Genomic DNA, 19,363 nt, shown 5'->3' with positions numbered 1-19,363 from the left:
GGGGGACGTAAAATTTCTTGTGACCTACCGTATGAAATTATTTAAACTATTATTAGGGATTGTCCTTTGTTACAATCTGTCTGGTAACTTGTTGGCACAAAGTAAATTGGTGCCCAACAATTTAAGATCCATCCAATTAACATTGGAAAATGATTTTTTCTTCTTTACGGATAAGTATTACACTAATGGGGTAGCGTTGTCGTATATCGATCCTGTTTTCAAGCATTCTCCATTGATTTATCCGCTAAGCCCCTTTGTAAGGGATAATAATCAAATTGTGTCGGGCATTTTGTTTCGTCAGAATATGTACACGCCTGATGATACCCATCTGGATATAGATCGAAGTGGTGATCGCCCTTATGCTAGCACATTAACGATTAGTCAAATTGCCTATAGTTTTATTCCAGAGCGTAAATTAAGGTTTAGAACGGCTTTTACTACCGGCCTGGTTGGGCAGTATGCATTGGGTGGGATTACTCAGGGTCTGGTGCATAAAATTACACCTTCGCACCCACCGTTAGGATGGGAAAATCAGATCAGGAATGATTTTTTAATGAATTATTTCTTCGAAGTAGATAAGGGTTTGTGGACTTCCTCTTTAATGGATGTTATCCTCCATGGAGAGACGGCTGTTGGTACTTGGCAAGATAATGTAGGGGTAGGTGCAAGAATAAGATTTGGACACCGATCTCCTTATTTTAGCCAAATAGCCCCATTGGGCGCATCCCCCAGAAGGGGTTTTGATTTTTATTTAACTTTTGGGGCAGATGTCAAGGCGGTTTTTTATGATGCCACTATGCAAGGGGGATTAGTTTTTAATTATGAAGAGAGTCCACACGTTATAGAAAGGGTAGAAGTTGAACCAATAGTGCAGCAATATTATTCTGAAATGGGGCTAAGTTTTCGAAGACATCAAATTGTGGGGAAGGTGGTGCTTTTAAGTCCGGAATTTATAGGATCTGGTTGGCACCGATTTGGTTCTGTCAGTTATAAGCTCTGGTTTTAGCCGAGGCAGTTTACGCAGATTATAAGACTCCTTTATCGGGAGTGGATTAATTTTTTGAACTGATGCCGATTTGTAATAGGCAAAAGTGATCCTATTTTTTCAAATGAGGTTGGATAATATTTACCATACCTGGATTCTAATTTTAAATCCTCGTTTTGCAGCATTGCGGGAAAGGTGATGGAGTTATTCCATTATTTGAGTTGTTCCCATCAGGCATATGAAAAGGAGAAAGTAAGCGCAGCTCAATCCGGATGATATAAAAGCGAGGTATAACCCCTGTCTGCTGGGAAATGATTGTTGGGTTTACTGCTTATGGCAGTGCATAATTTGGCTACAAAAAATAATAGTCTAATGTTTAGATTCAGATGCGGGCTGAATCAAATCGATAAAGAAGAGCCTGCTTTTTGGGGAGAAACCTTTAGTCGCCATTTGCTGCCTGATTTCGAAGAGAAGGTTGGTTTTTTGGATTGACGATCTTACAAATACTTCATTTTAATAATAATGTGGGCGTCAGTATCCAGGCTAAAGGAGGATCGATCGAAGGAAGGGGGGCCGGACAAGAGGCGATGATTGTTGGAAAAACCGAAGCCTTCTGTGGGGAAGCCTACCCAATTATAGTTCATTTTGAGGTCCTGATTTTCATCATGGAGTACCACTACAGCATAATCTGCTGATTTCAGCCCTGAAATTTCGATTATCCCATCTCTTGCATGCACTACATTTTTTCTGATGGCCCGTTCTTTTTTGTCCGGAAAGCCCTCTTCCTGATCAAATAATAAATAGTTAATGGCACCATTTTCATTTCTGAGTCCCTGTATTTCTATGGTCAGTTTGTTATTTTGTGCCACTAGGATCAAAGGAAAGGAAATTAAAATGATAAGCGGGATGAGTTTGGTCATTTTCAAAATCTTGGAGTATTCCCCTACGATCTACTTTACCGGAAGGAAGTAGTTTGAATTTGTCTACCAAAATAAAGCACTTTGGTAAATGATACCGGTTGGGGAGTTGGGTAATTAGTTTTGTTTTAATTAACCCTTGAAACTCCCTGTCTGTTGAGGAGGTTTCAACAAATAAAGAGATTTTTTGTCCTAACTTTTGATCCTGCGTACCTTCAATAAAATAATGGGCCTTTATATGATGTTTGGTGAGTATCTTTTCAATCGCATTTTCAATTAATTCGGCTTGAATTTTTATGCCTCCGGTGTTAATCGTTCGGTCTATTCTGCCGAGCCACCGAAAAGAGGAAGGGGAGGTGAGCTCCACTAAATCATTGGTAGTGATTACATCTTCTGCTGCGGTTGGGCTTTCTATTTGGAGGCAACCCCTTTCATCCCGTTGAATTTTTACGCCACTTAACGTATGGAAATCTTTTTGTGGCTGTGGCCCATTAATGGCTTTCAGGGCGATGTGGCTAACGGTTTCCGTCATGCCATAAGTGGCGTAAACAATGCATTTTAATTTTTGGCATTTTTGAATGAGGCCTTCCGACATGGGAGCGCCACCGATAATCACCACTTTCGCCTGATTCAAAAGTTGATAGGAATGTGGATTTTCTATGGCTGCATCTAATTGCATAGGAACCAAGGCTGTAAAATCAAAAGGCTGTTGCATATCCAGCAATGGGTTTAGACTGGCTTCCACCACTTCTAATGCCATTTCTGTCACCAAAGCCCGAACGATCATCATTCTTCCACCCACCATATTCGGGTTCATGCCCAATACTGCCCGGTCTCCTTTTTGCAGCTGGAGCGCCCTGGCGGTCATTAAAGCACTTTGCTCCATTTGCTTTCTGGAAATTTTAATGGCCTTTGGGGTGCCGGTGGAACCGGAAGTATGGAGTTCAAAGTCTTCCTGACCAGCTTCCCATGCTTTTACAAAATGAAGAATTTCCTTTTCAATAGCTGTGAAGGTTTTTCTCTGATCGGAAAGCAATTTCCCATTGATGGTAATTGGAATCATCCTTTAAGATGTGCTTTAAATTGGTCAAATGAGGATTTATTCTCTTCTTTGTCTACGAAAATTTCCAATAATTTTGGTCGCTCTGATGCTTTAAAAAAGTCAGGTAAAAGCGTATTAAGTGCTTTAAAGTCAGAGCAACTGAAGTAATCTAAGTTGAAATCTTCCGCCGTGTTTTTGGCCTTTAATTGTTGGTGAGTTTCAAAATAGGTGGCCAACTCTTCTTGTTCTCTTGGCCCCTGAATGAGACCGAAAATGCCACCAGCATGGTTGTTGATGACGATGATTCTTAAATTGGCTGGTAGGTAATTGTTCCAAAGACCGTTTCTGTCATAGAAAAAAGCCATATCTCCCGTAATCAGCGTAGTCAACCGTTCGGTTTTCATGGCAGCTCCTATGGCGGTAGAATTGGATCCGTCAATGCCGCTGGTGCCTCGATTACAGGCGATTTCAATATTTTTCTGAACCGGGATGCCTACAAAATTCACATTCCTAACCGTCATAGAGTTTGAAAGGTGAAGCAGACTATCCTGAGGTAAATGATTTAATATTTGATGTGCAATTTTTATCTCTGTAAAAGGGCTTACCTCCACAAATGCTTGTAATTTTTCCCGTTGCCGCTTTTGTTCCTGTTGCCATAATTGGAAATAAGGAGAAGAAAAGCTAGTAGAGGCCTCTTTCATATGTTGGAGAAAAGTTGCGGGAGATACCGGAAGAATCTCGGTCAAACACTGAAAGGTATCTGCGGTCATCCCTGTTTCTTCAAGGTGCCATTGGGCATTGGGAGGGTAACTCCTCAAAAACTGTTTCAATGGTTTTGAAATAACAGAGGCGCCAAATGTGATTAATAAATCAGGTTGAAGCGGTTTTTTGTCTTGATTGCCAATCAAAATGTTGTCAGGCAGACTGATTACATCCTCCAGGTCGTGAAAATTACTTATGCCATCTGCAATTACCGGAATTTGATGTTTGGAGGAAAATTGCCCCAGGGATTCAATCAGGTCGGCTCTTAATTTTTGTTGCCCGAGGACGATGAGGGGTTTTGAATACAGGCTAAATTCCTGCTTGAGCTCTTCCCAAACCTGAGGCGAAAAATCATTTAGAACGCTCCTTTTTTTAATGACCCTGCAACTAGCGTCAAATTTTATTGCCTCCCCCTTTTCCGGGTAAAAAGGTTCTCTTATCGGAATGTTTAGGTGTACAGGCCCCTTCGGAAAACTATTCGCTTCCAAAATAGCTTCGTTTACCTGTCGATTAAATTGCCATTTTGCATCCGGATGTTGATGATCTACCGGTAGGTCAAAAGACTTTTTAACGTGTTTGCCGAATATGCCGGATTGTCGGATGGTCTGTCCATCCATTTGGTCTACCCACTCCGGAGGCCTGTCTGCCGTAATGACCAGCAAAGGGACCTGAGCGAAAAATGCCTCGGCCACTGCAGGGGCATAGTTGTAAGCGGCACTTCCACTGGTGCAAACCAATACCGAAGGCTTGTCCGTTTCTAGTGACATGCCCAGCGCCGTGAAGGCAGCAGCTCTTTCATCGGATAAAGTAATGGGAGAGAATTGAGGATGTCGGTTGAAGGCTATCGTAATGGGAGCACATCTTGATCCAGGGGATAATACGACGTCTTCAATTTTGTGTTGGGCGCAAATTTCTGCTATACTGTTGATTTCCGGCAATACCATGCGATTAAATCTAAAAGGGCTTGGCTAATTTTACTGCAAGATACGGAATGCTGAGAAAGCAAAAAAAGCAGTGGTCCACCTTAGCGGTGTAAACTATCGTTTAAAATGCTTTCTTTGTTGAAGTTGGCGGCCATAATATTTTTCCATTTTATTCCCATCAACAGAATGTCGTCTGTTTGCGCCTGCTGGCCTTTCCATTCATTGAAATTTTGTTCAATAGCTTTTTTCTGCTCATTTAAATCAAGCCCCTGAATGTCAATGAGGAGCAGTTCCAGGTTTTTAATTAGAAATTTTTGATCTCTTGGTCCTCCAAATTGGTCCTGCAGGCCATCGGTCATCATGTAAAGGGTTTGGCGCTCATTGAGTATGATTTTGTGCTGCTCAAAGATATTTTTAGAGATGAAGCTACCACCAATGGCAGTGCGGTCGCCAGGGAATTTGGATAGACCGACCTGTTCTTCATAAATGTATAAACGCTGAAAAGAGCCCGAAAATTCTAATTGATTTTGTTCCAGGTCCATGACGCAAAGCCCGATTTCCAATCCCTCATTTCGGTTGGGGTTATTATGGTGGAGGATTTTTTCCAATCTTCTTTTGAGCAATTGGAGAATTTTAGCGGGTTGGTCATTTTTCTCCACATTTATGATTTGGTATAATAAACTGAAACTGGTCATGGACATGAAAGCACCGGCCACACCATGGCCTGTACAATCTATGACGGCCCAGAAAATTTTATTCTCGATTTTTTCTAGCCAAAAATAGTCACCACTCACAATTTGCATGGGTTGAAAAAATATCAAATGATTGCCTAATAAGGCCTTCAATTTAGCGTCATTAGGCAATATGGCCTCCTGAATTCCTCTTGCATATTGGATGGAACTAAGTAAGTCCGTTGATTTTTTCTCCACTTCCAGATTGGCCTGCTCCAATTTTTGATTAGCTTCTGAAAGGTGGAATCGCTGCGCTTCTATTTCCTCGTTGGAGGCAATTAATTCTTCATTTTGCGCTTCGATTTCATTCTTACTTTCTTGTATGATTTTAAATAAATTATCCTTTTCCTTTTGTTTCTTTCGGAATTGATAAAAAATAATAAGACCAATCATAAAAATTCCCCAGGTCAGACACATGACCAATAAATGATTTTTCCTTTCCATTTCAAGAAGGGCGTTTTTTCGGTTTGCAGCTTCAAGCTCCAAAGTTTTATTTTCTAATTCGTAGGAAGTTTTAACTTTTGATAGTTCGCTAATCAGATTTTGATTATATAAAGAGTCTCTTAACTGAATCTGCGCCCAAAGCATTTGATAGCCTTTTTTATAATTTTGTCTAGCGGCATAGGTTTCCGCTCGTCCCAGATTTGCGTCCAGCTCTAAAGATTGAAATTGATGCTTTTTGGCAATTTGCTCCGCCTCCTTGAAAATGGAGGTTGCCAGCGTGTATTCTTGTTTTCGGATCGCAATATCCCCTAAAGAATTTTTTATAAAGACCATCCCGTAGTGATCATTTACTTTTTCGGCATATTGAAGGGAAAGTAAATATTTTTCTTTGGCAATATCGAATTGTCCCCGAGCGTGATATATGTCTCCGATATTGCCTATGGCGATCCCCATATAAAGGGTGTCCTCCACCATTTCCTGATAGTCTAAATAGGTTTGAAGTAATTTCTCGGCCTCTTCATATCTTTTTAATACAATATAACAGGAAGCAAGATTATTCAATAGGGAGATTCTGGTGTCTTCATCGGCCATTTCCAAGGCTTGTTCAAAATAATCCTTGGCAATATTGACCCGGCCATCATCCTTTTCCATGGCGCCCAGATTATTCAGGATTTTAGCCCTGAGAATATTTAAATGGGCTTTTTCTGCTACAATTAAAGCACGGTGAAAATTTTTGGAAGCTTGTGCTCTGAATCCCTTCTTTTGTTGCCCATAGGCGACACAGTTGAGGGCGAAAGCGATTCTTTCCGGGTTATTACTTGCCTCGGCATATTTTAAAGCTTCTTTTCCATATTTGATTGTAAGCGACGGGTTCTTTTCCCAATGTAGTTGCGCCAGGCCTACCAGGTAATATGATTTTTCATAGTTATCATTGGTAGATTGTAGTTTTTTTAGAAACATTTCCTCAGAAAGGTATTCCTCCGCAAAAGAAGGGAGGGCAAAGAGGAAAAAGATGATAAAAGTTGGTAGGAAAAGAATACAGCGCATTATCAAAAAATTATCATCGGGAATATAAAAAAAATACCCAATAAATTCTAATAATTGGTAGCTTTCAACTTTGGATATAAAAAAACCGCTTCAAATATTGAAGCGGTTGGTGGGCCCAGCTGGGCTCGAACCAGCGACCTCCTGATTATGAGTCAGAAGCTCTAACCAACTGAGCTATAGGCCCTGAATGTATGAATAACATTCGAAAGATTTTTATTGTCTAAGAAGACGGAAGTGGGCCCAGCTGGGCTCGAACCAGCGACCTCCTGATTATGAGTCAGAAGCTCTAACCAACTGAGCTATAGGCCCTGCAATGCAGGCATTACTGCCGTTTTGCTCTGCAATATTAGGGCAATTTTACGGTAACGCCAAATACCAAAATGATATTTTTTCGCCTTTTTTAGGCGATGAGGGCTAATTTGCTGAGCGTCTTTGTATTAATTTTAGCCTTTAAATCATGTAGGAGGTTATAAAGTCCGAAATAGGTTCGATTAATGTATAAACCGTGGCGGGAACCTCTTGCCGTCCTTGATTTTCTGATTTCCTTCATATTTTTTATTCTTTCCCCTAAATCGTAGATCTGGTTGAAATATTGGGAATCACTAAAATCGAATTCCTCAAAATGGAAGGGCTTACCTAATAATTGGATCATCTCCCGGAAAATGTCACTGAAGAATCGTTTTTCATCGGGGGTATCCTCTGGAAATAGGAACTCCAAATCGAATAAGAGCTTCTCAAGGATTTCATCATTTTTCACCAGGTCTTTAGCTAATAAACTAAAGTAAGCCTGATAGAATTTATCGGGAATTACTTTCACACAGCCGAAGTCGATAATCCCTAAATCTCCGTTCATTTGCATCAGAAAATTGCCCGGATGCGGATCTGCATGCACTTGCTGAAGGGAGTGGATCTGGAAATCGTAAAAATCCCACAAGGCCTGCCCAATTTTATTTTTTACTTCCTGACTGGGGTTTTGCTGAAGGAATTCTTTCAAATGTGCTCCCGGCATCCAATCCATGGTTAAAATCCTTTTACAGGAAAACTCCGGATGATAATTGGGGAAGATTACATTTTCAATATGAGCACAGGCGGCGGTGATTTCCTGAGACCGCTTGAGTTCCAGGTCATAATCTGTTTCTTCCAGTAACTTTTCTTCAACTTCTCCCATATACTGGCTCACTTCTGCATTGGATAGCCCAAAAAGTTTTGCCGCAAGGGGTTTCGCAATCCTTAAATCAGAGCTGACGGATTCCGCCACTCCGGGGTATTGGATTTTTACCGCCAGGCGGTTCCCATTCGCATAAGCCTCATGTACCTGACCAATGGAGGCGGCATTTAAGGCGGACTGGGAAAATTTGTCAAACATCTGGACAGGACTTTTGCCAAAATATTTCTGAAAAGTTTTTACCACCAATGGATAGGAGAGTGGAGGCGCACTGTATTGCGCCATGGCAAATTGATTTTGATAGGCCGTAGGCAATAAATTTTTATCCATGGCCATCATTTGCGCGACCTTAAGCGCACTTCCTTTAAGCTCACTTAAGGATCCATAAATGGCTTTGGCATTATTTTCATTTAAATCAGCTTTATCGGTTTCATCACCGGAAATTACTTTTTTCGCATAATGCTTAATATAATTTCCACCTACCTTCACACCGGCCTTCATGAATTTGGAAGCGCGCTCAACTTTACTTACCGGAATTTTATTTTGCTCTTTCATGCGAATATTTGTCTCGGTTATGAAATAAGAATTTCCCGAAATCCAGAATGGAGTCCAGGGCTGATGCACCCATCAATTCAAAACTAAGATTGACGGTTTTCTCTACAGCGGCATCGGTGGATTCGAAATTTTCACTTTCATCTTTTATCCAAAAATCAATCAGGAATACACATTGCGCCCATAGCGCTTCTTTGTATTTGTTGTTCACCTTTCCTCTGGATTGTATTTCGCCGGTATCCATGCCTTCCTGAACCAAATCCTGAACGTAGATTAGATAAGCATCCTTAAAGGTTTTTAAGTATGCTGCCTGCAAGAATTCTTTAGGGTTTTGGGGAAATTTGGCACTCACAAAACTGCGCTTCTTTTTTAACACTTCACACAGGGTAAAATAGAAGGAAAGTAATTTTTCTCTGACAGAATAGGTTTCGTAGACTTCTTCAGATTTAATTCCCTCAATGGTATTTTCAAAGAAACTTTTCCAAATGAAATTATTGATGCCCTTAAAGGAGTTAAAATGCTTGTAGAATTCTTCTTCTGAACTCCCTATTTCTTTGGCAAAATGGTAAACCGAGGCGGGTTCTTTGCCCTCCGTAAGGTAATAGTCCATATAAGCCTGAATTATCGATTCCTTGTTAATGACTTTCTTGGCCATGATGAATTTTTTGAAATTTCAAGATATTAGTTCAGACTCTCTGTAGAGTAAACAGGTTCCTTCTGTTTAACCATTTTTCAGACTTTTAATCCTTTGGCTGTATTTGAACCAAAAATGGAATAGGTGCTGTCGGTCAATGATTTTGAGGGCGCGTAATTGATGAATGCCGTAAAGCATGCCGATAAACAGGGTGTTAATCGTCACAACGGCTACCCAGTTGAGTTGAGGCAAGAATAGAAGAATGAGCACATCGCCCATGACATTGCATAAAGCCATCAATACCACTTTTTTGAGGTTGATTTGGGGGAGGTTTACGGCATCCAGGGTGATGCCGGTAAAACGATCCAAGGGTAGGAAGATAGCAGCCACGAGAAAAATCCTAAAAATAGGGTAGGTTTCCCTGTAAGCGGCTCCCCCTACAAATTCTACTAACCAGGGGGCGAGCAGGAAAGCAAGCAGAAGCATTGGAAAATAAATGATGGAGGCGAAGGTAGTGTATTGTGCAAATAACTGGCTGACTTCGGTTTTGGAATTTTGGTTGGCGGCCTTGGAGATCTTGGGCAAGGCAGTTTGTGCGAGTGCCCTCAATGGGATTTCCAGCATTTCGGTAAGCCGTAAAGGAATATTATATAAGGCGGTGGCTGCAGGCCCTAAAAAGTAATTAATTAAATAGGTGTCGGCACTTTTTAACAGATTGGAGCCTATGAGTGTCCCGATTGAAAATTTCCCGAAACCTAATAATCTTTTGATCCATTGAAATTCAGCTTTTTTGATGGCTAATACATTGGACCATCCTCCCAGCAGAGCCACTAATCCTGATAAAAAAGAGGCGGATAAATGCGCCCTGATAAGCCATTGAATGGATTGGGGTTGAAAATAATGATACAAAAGTAAAATGGCCCACAGGCCGGTTTGTACCAGAGTGATTCGGAAAATGTGAAAAAACTTTCGATAAGTCTGGAAGCGGAAAGTAGCATAATGAAAAGGCAGGATCACTAAAGAATATAGCGGATAATAGTAGAAGAAATATTGAAAACCTTCGGACACTTCTAGGGGCAACCAAAACAATAAAAGACAAGCTAAAAATACGATGCCGGAAAACAGGATGGCCAATATCCAACTACTCCCTTCAATAGGATCCCTGTCTACCTTTTCCAAACCACTGGTATATTTTACATAGGCTGTGCGCAGAAGGCCAAACCGAACCATTTCTACAAAGTTCACCGTGGTCAGGTAAATGATCCAAATCCCAAAATCGGTTTTTGAAGTGCTTCTGGCGAGCAGGGTGAAATTGAGCAAACGCATCCCTGCCAACAAGCCATTGGATAATAGAGCACCAAAATTGGTGGAGTTTTTAAATCGGTTAATAAGGAATTTGCTCATGCTGTTTGGCTAATTGCATTATCGACTCTAAGAATACCGCCCCCCGGTGTTGCCAGCTATTGTTCGCCGCAAAGGCGGCATTTTTAGCAATGCGTTCCTCAGTCAATTCTTCCATGGCTTTTTGACAAGCCGATGCGAATTGTTCTCTGTTTTGGCTAATATAAATTGTTTGCTCAAAATCTTTCAGGTCCCCAAAGTCAGTGCTGACCACCTGTTTCCCTGCTGCGAGGTATTCATTGATTTTGAGTGGGTAAATATTTTTGGTGAAATCATTATGGACAAAAGGAATAAGTCCAATATGAAAATCTCGGATTTTGGCCGGAATTTCCTGAGCGTCCATATTTCCTTCATAATGGAGGTTTTTATTCTGAGCCAATAGCAGTTGAAAATGTTCAGATTTTATCGGTCCAAAAAAGTGAAATTTCCAGTGTTTGAGTTGCCCTATTAAATCAGCAAGTAGGGGGTAATCCAGGCGGTCATCGATCGCGCCAATATAGAAAGCGGAGGGCGTGCTGCTTCGGTCCGACACCCGACAAAAGGCCTGATGGAACAGGTCATAGTCCACCCCATTTTGTACCAAAAAGGCTGGGATTTCTTTTTTTGATTTTGTTTGTAGAAGCGGTTTTGAGCTAAAGAAGTGCGCCGCTGTTTGCATTAAAAACTGTTCTTCCAGATAGCCCCCATGTTTCCCCGACCATTGGGTGAGCTTAATTTCATCATAGCAGTAATAGTATTGGGGGTATTTCTTTTGAAAGTCTTCCGGATAATAAGCGCCTACAAATGGGTTAAAGGCATTGATAACGGCCAGCGGCTGAAGTTCACATTTCGTGAGGTGATTTTCAAGTCGGCGGGTGAGCATCCGGGCATTAATACGGGAAAAGTAATCGAACCATTTTCCCTTGGACAAAAATTGGTTGGGTAAAAATGGAGGCGGATAGAGTACCGTGACCTCTCCTTTATCATATTGAAAGGTTTTTTGGTGTGGATTTTTTAGAATTTCAGTCAGGGGTAATTTTTTCTTGCCCAATATTCCCCTTACAACATCAATCATTGTAAAAGGATAATTAACATAGACCACGGGTATTTGGGAACTGATGACCTTCATTAATTCCATAGTGGATTTGGTGTAATTGGTGTCCCAGGAAGGGAAGCCTATACAAATGATTACTGGCTGTTTTTTACCCAAAACTTTTTGCTTTTTAGTTTAAGTTGAAGAATCGATTTTACAGTGGCCCTAAATTTTGATCGCTGTTTGGGGATTTCCCCAATGAGTTTTTCTATTTCAAAAAGATTGATGTTGTTCAACAGGATATCAAACTGAACCGATTCCAATTGCTTGATTTTTTCGATGGCTTTAGTGTCCGCATTGGACCAGCTACGATGGACATCGATGATTAGGAAGCTATGGTGAGCCTTCGCCAAAAGCTGTATAGGATATTCGAAATTTAAGATCGCTCCGAGTTCCAGAATGACGTAATCATATTCATTTTGTATATAGGGATTTTCTAAAAATTTGTCGAAGTCTTTAGACTGATGCAGCGATTTCGTCTTCTGGTAATACCAGGGTTCCAGATTTTTGCTTACTATTTTTTTGGGCTCCAAAGTGGAATTGCCATTGCGAACCAACAGAATTTTATTGTATTCAGCCAATTGTTTACCCACTTCATAGCCAATAGTGGTTTTGCCTTCCTGCTCTCGAAGGGAAACCAAAGCTAAAAGCATGGGCTTTGTTTTTACAAGGGTCTGTTTTTGGCGGATATCAGCTTCAATTTGACGAGAAAGTTTCTCCTTAATTTGCACCATATCAACTCCCTTCTCGATTTTGTCCATCTGAGGTAGTCCTCCTACCACCTCGGCACCGGTAAGTTGCTGTGCCTTGTTAATGGTGGTAATCGAGGAATCCATGAAATAAGCTCCGATAATTACAGAGGCAATGAAAATGAACATGCCCATGAATCCTGCCACAATGATCAGCTTGCGCATGGATGGGTCCGGGTTGATGGGGTAAAAAGGAATATCCACCATACTGATGCTATGGCTTACCGTGAGATTTTTGAGTTTCGTTTTAGCTTTTTGGTAATCGGTTAACAAGTGGATGTAGTTTTCCTGAGCAATAAAGATATTTCGCTCGATCATTTTAATTTCCAGTTCCATTTCGGTCACACTCGCATAATCATTCCAGAAGTCGGCCAATATTCTTTTAGTTACAGCAATTTTGGATCTTAAAGCTTCTACCTCGCTCATGGTGAGTGCGATTACTTCGGCATCGACCGTATTACCGCTTTTTTGTGAAAGATTTTCAGATATTGAGCTCTCAAGTTGTTCCTTACTTTTGGCGATACGTTTTTCGAGTAATTTGACTTCTTTATCGTCTGATTGGTTAGTAATTTGAATTAAAGAAAGGCGGGCATTATCTTCTGCGAGTTTATTTTTAATGTCTAGTAATTCACTGGAGGGTTTAATTTTAATATTTTCACCACCTCCGGCTTCCAGGGCTTTTAGTTGGGCCTCTTTGGCGGAAAGTTCTATTTCATAAGATTCCTTCAGGTTGAGTAAATCGTCCCGCTTGAATTCCATGAGTTTTACATGGTCTTCCAAAACTAATATCTGATTGTCTACCTTTAGGTTTAATAGTCTTCGCTCTGCCCCTTTCAGTGCGTGATAGGTGGAGTCTACCTGCTTTCCAAAATAGGCCACTACCTGCTCGGCTTGTTGTTTTTTAAGGTTATTGTAAACCTGGTTGAAGGCTTTGGCCAGGAAAATTAAGGTGTTTTGGGCAATCCCGGGATCCGAGCTTGAAAACTCAAAAGACACCAAATCACTTCCCTGTAGCCGTTTTACGCTGTAACCTTTAATCGATTTAAGGGAATAGTAAGGATGGGAGCTTTGGAGTAAATCGGTTATTTCATTTTTTACAGAAGAATGTCGGAATTTGGTAAGGTTTCGATATGTTTCCGCTTCATTTCCTTTATGGACTACTTGGCTTAAGGTTTCAGGAGTAAATATGCTTTGGACTTCTTTATAGTTTTCATTTTTTAAAATAAAGGGATTTTCCTCCTTCATGGATAAATGCTGGGCCAGTAATTGAAGGGAAACCTCCTCGGCCATCTTATCTGCTTTGATCAGGTTGATGGCATTGTCAAAAATGACCTGTGATAATTTATAGTTGAAATTTCCTGCAGCATGGGTTTCAATATCGTAACCTGATGCTAGTCCCGTATAAATTTTGGAGGCAGTAGTGTAAGTGCGGACTTCATCCTTAGTCGCATAGGCAATTGCAATAGCGGTCGCTACCGGTAAAAAAACCAGGTATTTCCAGTTGGAAATGAGAAGCCGTATGAGGTTGATTAAATCCATCTTTTGCTTGCCTATTCATTATAAAAATTGATGAGAGGAAGGCCCACATATTCTTCCAAAACCAGAAACTCCATCAAAACATTCATTTTTTGTTCTTCAGAAGCAGTTTGACTGGAAGAATACGCTTTTTCTAATTTCCCCAAATCTTCGAGTGGAAGAAGGCCGGCCTCAAATTCCTGCTGCCCTTTTTTGTATGCGTAATAAGCTTCATTTTCAGTTTTGATGGTAGAGGAGAGCGCCAGTTGGGCTTTCCCAAGGGCAAAATATTGCCTTAATATGGTGGTCCGTACCTCGGTGATTCCATTCCTTAATTCTAAATTGGTTTGTTGTAATTCTAGTCGATCCTTTCGCAATTGTTTTGGGCGATTTAACAGGTCGATCAGGGAGAATTGAAAATTTATACCAAAAAGCAATCGCCCCTGGTAACCAGAGGCGCGGGTATCGCTATAAACAGGGGTTTGTCCATTGGAGATGTCATTATAAATGACGGATGTAGTATTGGTATAAAACCCCTGTGTAAAGACTTTAAAATCTTTCCATATTTCATTTCGATTGATGCGAAGTTCCAGCTCAATGCGTTCGGCCTCTATCTTTTGGATAGTCAGCAAAGGAGAATGATATTGGGCACTATCCACCAAGGCTACCCGATCAGGAAGTTCTTTGAAGATTTTTTCCTGATAAATTTCGATATGCTGGCCATAGCAGATCAGGGGCGTAAAAACCAAAAGAAATAAAAAGAGATTTTTAAACATTTTCAGTTTGAAGTAGGGCCGGTATGGTTTTGAGAATTAATCCCATATCATACCAAAAATTATTTTTCTCCGCGTATTCGTTGTCCAGGGCAATACGTTCCTCTTGTGACATTTCTCCCTTTCCTCTTTTGCTGACTTGCCAAAGTCCGGTAATTCCGGCCGGAGCAAAAAATCGCTTGGAGGATTGATCGGTAGTCAGCTTTTCCGCTTCATATAGAGGCAAAGGGCGGTTGCCCACTATGGACATGTCCCCCTTCAAGACATTGATTAGCTGGGGCAATTCATCAATAGAGGTATTTCGGATAAACTTGCCAATTTTAGTGATCCTTGGGTCCTTTTCTACCTTAATAAAAGTATTGAGTTTTTCTTTTTCCTTGAGGAATTGAATATGCTTTTCACATAAGATTTTCCCATTATTTGAGAAAAGGTATGGACTACAGGTTCCTTTTCCTTCTAAACAATTTTCGCAGTGATTAAAATAGGATTGTTGGTGGTTTTTGGCATATTGGTTTTGGTTTTTAATGCTGTTTAACAGTTGATCCGCCCCAATTTTCATGCTTCTAAGCTTATAGAAGTCAAAAATTTTATATCCGGCACCCACTCTTTTAGAAGCATAAAAAACGGGTCCGGGTGATTCTATGTAGATGAGTAAAATCACGACCAACAAGAGCGGACTCAGTGCCAGCAAAACAGATACGCTGACAAAAATGTCAAAGGCTCTTTTCAGGGGAGATATATGGATTTCATGTTCCTGATTGGTGTTGTGGGCGAGGTAGTTAAGTTTGTTTTTCTTGAAGTTAAAAAGGAAATTGATGCGCTTAAACAGGGAAGAAAGTTTCACTGGTTGAAAAAAAACATCATCAATTCCCAGGTCTAACGCCTTGTTAAGAATATTCAACCTAAAGCCTTTTGTAATCAGAATAATAGGTACGCCATTATGCTGACAGTAGTCCTTTAATTCCCAAAAGTGAGGATCAGCAAGCTTATCATGCGGCTGATGGTCAAACAGGATTAATACCGCTTTTTCTTCCGTTTCGATGTGGTCTTTTATTCCAAGAAAGATATCCGAAATTTCAGAAGAATAGGCTAGCGGAATTTTTAACGCCTGTGCCTGTAATTCCAAGGGATCCAGGCGTTCTCCCAAAATGAAAAGTTTATAATTTATTTGGTATTTGAGTTCAGTAGCTTTGGGCTGGGTGAGCAAGGGGATATTATGCATGGTATTTATATCTTTTTATATGCTCCATTAATCTTGCGATTCTTAGCTTAAGTTCATGAGGATTAAAAGGCTTGATCATATAGTCATCTGCGCCAAGCTCCAGGCATTTAATCCTCTCTTCACTTTTTTCCCTGGCGGATAGCATAATAATCGGAATCTCTTTGTAGAAGCCGGAATTCCTTAAAATCTCAACCAGCGTATAGCCATTCATTTCCGGCATTTCAATGTCGGTCACAATTAAGTCAGGAACATTACCATCCTCCAGCCAAATCATGGCCTCCATGCCATTTCGCTTTTCAATGACTTGAAATTCCTCTTTAAGCGTGAAATTCAATAGCTTTCTGATGCTGGTTTCGTCATCTATCGCTAAAATGCTCATTTTTTCAGGAGCCTCAGGTCCGGGAAAAGTAGTTTTAAGCGCTTCCATATTCATCATTTAGTATATCTAGTGCGTACCTGATGAAGCAACTAAAGGTTAGTTGTCGAATGTTGGAAAAGAATAAATTTTTAAAGAAAAGTGGGCGAGATCGAAGAGGGAAATAGATAAGAATATTATGTTAGTCTATTCTGATGGATTCAAAGACTTTTTAAGAAAGGGAAATGGTCATTTCCTATTATGTTCTTGCAGCTTGATTGAAAAATTTACATAGGTAAGGTTTTAACCTATTTTATTTACTTTTCAAGGGGGAAGGGAAAACTAACCTGCTCTACCGGGAGGGAGCCTGCTTTAAGCCTCGTATAGCCGCTGGGCGGAAAAATTGACAGAATGGGTTCCTTTTTTGTGTTTTTTTCAGCGAAGCAGATGAATGAGGAAAAGCAAGCCTACCCCAATTGGGGTTAATGATAAATTAGTGAAACCCATATTAACAAATTGAAAGAAAGTTACTCAGGGGGTGAGCTGAATTTGGCGGTGATAAATTTAGGTCAAAGTAGATCTTGTTTCCTGGATTCTAATTTTAAGTGCAAGTTTATTTGGCATAAAAAAAAGGTATCCGGTACCTTTGAAATTTAAATCTAATTGCACTTAAATAAGAAATAACAATGGCCCAGATTACCCTGACACAAAGATATGAAATTGAAGCGTTAGTTAAAATAGGGTTCAATAAAACAGCTATTGCTGATAAAGTTGGATTTCATGTATCGACTATAGGGAGAGAAATAAAGCGTTGTCGTAAAGGGTATTACGACGCTGATACGGCGCATAGTAAGTACCTGGCCAATCGTAAAAATAATCGGGAACCGTATAAACGGACCCCTGAAATGGAACAAGTAATTCGTAAGTTTCTTATTGATAATGATTTCAGCCCAGAACAAATAGCTGGAAGATGCAAAGAGGAAGGGACTCCTATGATCTCAGTTGAAGGAATTTATCAATTCATTTATAGTGTCCCTGAATTGGCTAATCACCTTAGGATCAGTAAGGGGAAAAGGAAAAAACGGAAATCTAATTCAAAAAATGGATCAAAAATTCCAGATCGGAAACCTATTCATATTCGACCCACGGAGGCTGATAATAGATCGGAGATTGGGCATATTGAACTTGATGTTGTGGTAGGGACCAAGGAGAAGTCAAATGTTTTGGTTACGGCTGTTTGTAGAAGGTCTAGATATACATTGATCGGAATAGCATTAAGCAAATCAGATAAAGATGTTTTGAAAGCTTTAGAAGATATGGCTTCAAGATCTTTAATACCTTGGAAGACGGTTACTTGTGATAATGGGAAAGAATTTGCATGCCATAAAGAATTAGAAGCCTCTGTTGGTTGTGTGGCCTACTTTGCAGACCCTTACGCCAGTTGGCAAAGGGGTACCAATGAAAACACAAATGGCCTAATAAGACAGTACTTTCCTAAAGGGAAATCAATGGACAATATCAAAATGAATTCAGTACTCCAAGTAGAAGAAACCCTCAATAATCGCCCAAGAAAGAAATTGAATTTTTGGACGCCTATCGAATATATTCATGGTGAAAGAAAAAATTTGATCACCATCAATAAAACTTGCATTTAAAATTGGAATTCAAGTTTACCTAAAGGTGCTCAAGGAAAAAAGTTTACTACATTGACAAGAAATAGACAAAAGCCGATTCTTGACTCAATTTAATAGTAGCTTTTCCAGAATGAGCTCCATGCCATTGGTAGCTTTCTCATTAAAAACATGAAAAAGCGGGGGGAGGCGTAGTTGCCGTGCATTGGGATCCACTAAATACACTTCTGCATCTAATGGCCTGTAATCAATAAGGCCGGCGGCAGGATAAACCTGTAAGGAAGTACCAATGATGATGACGATATCTGCAGTGGAAATTTCCTCTGCCGCTACTTCAATCATAGGGACTGCCTCTCCGAACCAGACGATATTGGGTCGTAATTGGCTACCTAATGGGCACAAATCGCCCATTTCGATTCCCTTTTCCGGAATTTCGAAAATTAAATTTTCATCTATGGAGGAGCGGGAGGTGAACAGGTTCCCATGTAGGTGAATGACATTCGAGCTACCGGCAGCCTCATGTAAATGATCTACATTCTGGGTAATGACCTGAACTTCATATCTTGCTTCTAATTGTTGAAGAGCCCGATGGGCAGAATTTGGTTGGGCTAATTTGGCTTGTTTTCTCCTTTCATTATAAAAATTTAAAACCAGCTGTGGATCCCGCTCCCAGCCTTCCGGGGTGGCTACCTCGGTAACATTATGCCCTTCCCAAAGCCCATCGGAATCCCGGAAAGTTTTTAATCCGCTTTCCGCACTGATGCCGGCTCCGGATAGTACAACTATTTTTTTCTTCATGCCTGCAATTTGTTGAACAATTGATATTACTGCAATATTTGTCGAAAAGTTAAATTTATCCGGATTTCTGTAATTTTTTTTTGAACGGGTATCTGGTGGTAAAAATGTTCCTGACAACCCTTTCCCATAATCAGCAGCATCCCGTCTTCTAGTTGGATGGCGTATTTTTCTTTTGGATTTTTTTTTGACTTAAAATCCATGCGTCTGCTTGCTCCAAGGTTCAAAGAGGCGATCACCGGTTCCGGGCCTAATTCTTTTTCATTATCGGCATGCCAACCCATTTTATCCAGGCCGTTATTGTATCGATTCAAAAGCACTGAATTGAACGGCTGACCTGCTTTTGATTCAATTTGCGCTTTAATATCTAAAAGGGAAGGAAGCCAGGGCGCTGCCGCATGAATCTGTCCTGAATATTTGTAATGGATTCCCTCATCACCGAGAAATGCGGTTAATCGTGGTACCGGATAAATTTTCCCAAAAACTTTTACCTGAGTTTTTTCCCAGGCAATTTCATTCTCCAATATGTCAAATAAGAGGGAAGATTGGCGCCTGTTTAGGAAGTTTGGGAATAAAGTTAGATTTAGGCCGGTAAGGGGATTTAAATATTCCAATTTATTAATCAATTGATTTCTTTAGAAGTTAATC

The 19,363-nt window shown here is 40.4% G+C and carries 16 protein-coding genes and 2 tRNA genes; 2 read left to right on the top strand and 16 right to left on the bottom strand.

All coding sequences use genetic code 11. From position 1 onward, the window contains the following. Window positions 1-31: 31 nt before the first annotated feature. Entirely contained in the window at window positions 32-1,006 is a 975-nt protein-coding gene (locus AAA970_RS09205; protein ID WP_338236877.1) for a lipid A deacylase LpxR family protein, read from the top strand. Between the two features lie 476 nt (window positions 1,007-1,482). Here the strand turns inward: AAA970_RS09205 and AAA970_RS09200 are convergent, their stop codons facing one another. From AAA970_RS09200 to AAA970_RS09135, 14 genes are all read right to left on the bottom strand, one after another. Beyond that, complete coding sequence (locus AAA970_RS09200; RefSeq protein WP_338237713.1) at window positions 1,483-1,854, bottom strand: DUF2141 domain-containing protein; 372 nt, start codon at window positions 1,852-1,854, stop codon at window positions 1,483-1,485. Further along, window positions 1,841-2,965 (bottom strand): AMP-binding protein, encoded by a 1,125-nt coding sequence (locus AAA970_RS09195; RefSeq protein ID WP_338236876.1) that lies wholly within the window; start codon window positions 2,963-2,965, stop codon window positions 1,841-1,843. Before AAA970_RS09195 ends, AAA970_RS09200 begins: the two co-directional genes overlap by 14 nt. After that, the gene (gene menD / locus AAA970_RS09190) at window positions 2,962-4,650 is read right to left on the bottom strand and encodes a 2-succinyl-5-enolpyruvyl-6-hydroxy-3-cyclohexene-1-carboxylic-acid synthase (protein WP_338236875.1); all 1,689 of its coding nucleotides are present in this window, start codon (window positions 4,648-4,650) and stop codon (window positions 2,962-2,964) included. Before menD ends, AAA970_RS09195 begins: the two co-directional genes overlap by 4 nt. A gap of 80 nt (window positions 4,651-4,730) precedes the next feature. Continuing rightward, window positions 4,731-6,851: a tetratricopeptide repeat protein gene (locus AAA970_RS09185; RefSeq protein WP_338236874.1), complete on the bottom strand. Its 2,121-nt coding sequence runs from the start codon at window positions 6,849-6,851 to the stop codon at window positions 4,731-4,733. Between the two features lie 107 nt (window positions 6,852-6,958). Continuing rightward, window positions 6,959-7,035, bottom strand: a tRNA-Ile gene (locus AAA970_RS09180). Window positions 7,036-7,086: 51 nt separating this feature from the next. Continuing rightward, window positions 7,087-7,160: transfer RNA gene (locus tag AAA970_RS09175), tRNA-Ile, on the bottom strand. A 91-nt stretch (window positions 7,161-7,251) separates the two neighbouring features. Next, a complete protein-coding gene (locus AAA970_RS09170) occupies window positions 7,252-8,571 on the bottom strand; it encodes an ABC1 kinase family protein (protein WP_338236873.1) in 1,320 nt (439 codons plus the stop codon). Next, complete coding sequence (locus AAA970_RS09165) at window positions 8,555-9,223, bottom strand: TetR/AcrR family transcriptional regulator (protein WP_053405308.1); 669 nt, start codon at window positions 9,221-9,223, stop codon at window positions 8,555-8,557. Before AAA970_RS09165 ends, AAA970_RS09170 begins: the two co-directional genes overlap by 17 nt. A gap of 66 nt (window positions 9,224-9,289) precedes the next feature. Further along, window positions 9,290-10,606 carry an oligosaccharide flippase family protein gene (locus AAA970_RS09160; RefSeq protein ID WP_338236872.1) on the bottom strand — a complete coding sequence of 439 codons (1,317 nt, stop codon included), beginning with the start codon at window positions 10,604-10,606 and terminating at the stop codon, window positions 9,290-9,292. Beyond that, entirely contained in the window at window positions 10,587-11,792 is a 1,206-nt protein-coding gene (locus tag AAA970_RS09155) for a glycosyltransferase (protein ID WP_338236871.1), read from the bottom strand. Before AAA970_RS09155 ends, AAA970_RS09160 begins: the two co-directional genes overlap by 20 nt. Continuing rightward, entirely contained in the window at window positions 11,771-13,963 is a 2,193-nt protein-coding gene (locus tag AAA970_RS09150) for a GumC family protein (RefSeq protein ID WP_338236870.1), read from the bottom strand. The genes AAA970_RS09155 and AAA970_RS09150 overlap by 22 nt, the downstream gene beginning before the upstream one ends. Window positions 13,964-13,974: 11 nt before the next feature. Continuing rightward, window positions 13,975-14,715 carry a TolC family protein gene (locus tag AAA970_RS09145; RefSeq protein WP_338236869.1) on the bottom strand — a complete coding sequence of 247 codons (741 nt, stop codon included), beginning with the start codon at window positions 14,713-14,715 and terminating at the stop codon, window positions 13,975-13,977. Further along, window positions 14,708-15,934, bottom strand: coding sequence for a sugar transferase (locus AAA970_RS09140; RefSeq protein WP_338236868.1), 1,227 nt, complete (start codon window positions 15,932-15,934; stop codon window positions 14,708-14,710). Before AAA970_RS09140 ends, AAA970_RS09145 begins: the two co-directional genes overlap by 8 nt. After that, window positions 15,927-16,361, bottom strand: a complete 435-nt coding sequence (locus AAA970_RS09135) for a response regulator (RefSeq protein WP_060687478.1) — start codon at window positions 16,359-16,361, stop codon at window positions 15,927-15,929. The genes AAA970_RS09140 and AAA970_RS09135 overlap by 8 nt, the downstream gene beginning before the upstream one ends. Window positions 16,362-16,975: 614 nt before the next feature. Between AAA970_RS09135 and AAA970_RS09130 the strand changes: the two genes are divergently transcribed. Beyond that, entirely contained in the window at window positions 16,976-17,944 is a 969-nt protein-coding gene (locus AAA970_RS09130; RefSeq protein ID WP_338236866.1) for an IS30 family transposase, read from the top strand. Window positions 17,945-18,028: 84 nt separating this feature from the next. Here AAA970_RS09130 and AAA970_RS09125 read toward each other — a convergent pair whose 3' ends face one another. After that, window positions 18,029-18,718, bottom strand: a complete 690-nt coding sequence (locus tag AAA970_RS09125) for an SIR2 family NAD-dependent protein deacylase (RefSeq protein WP_338236865.1) — start codon at window positions 18,716-18,718, stop codon at window positions 18,029-18,031. 26 nt (window positions 18,719-18,744) lie between these two features. After that, window positions 18,745-19,329, bottom strand: coding sequence for an alpha-ketoglutarate-dependent dioxygenase AlkB family protein (locus tag AAA970_RS09120; protein WP_338236864.1), 585 nt, complete (start codon window positions 19,327-19,329; stop codon window positions 18,745-18,747). Window positions 19,330-19,363 lie beyond the last annotated feature (34 nt).

The sequence above is a fragment of the Persicobacter diffluens genome (assembly GCF_036244895.1).
GTDB classification, from domain to species: domain Bacteria; phylum Bacteroidota; class Bacteroidia; order Cytophagales; family Cyclobacteriaceae; genus Persicobacter; species Persicobacter diffluens.
The sequence above is the reverse complement of the archived record's forward strand: the minus strand, read 5'-3'. Positions and strand labels throughout refer to the sequence as shown.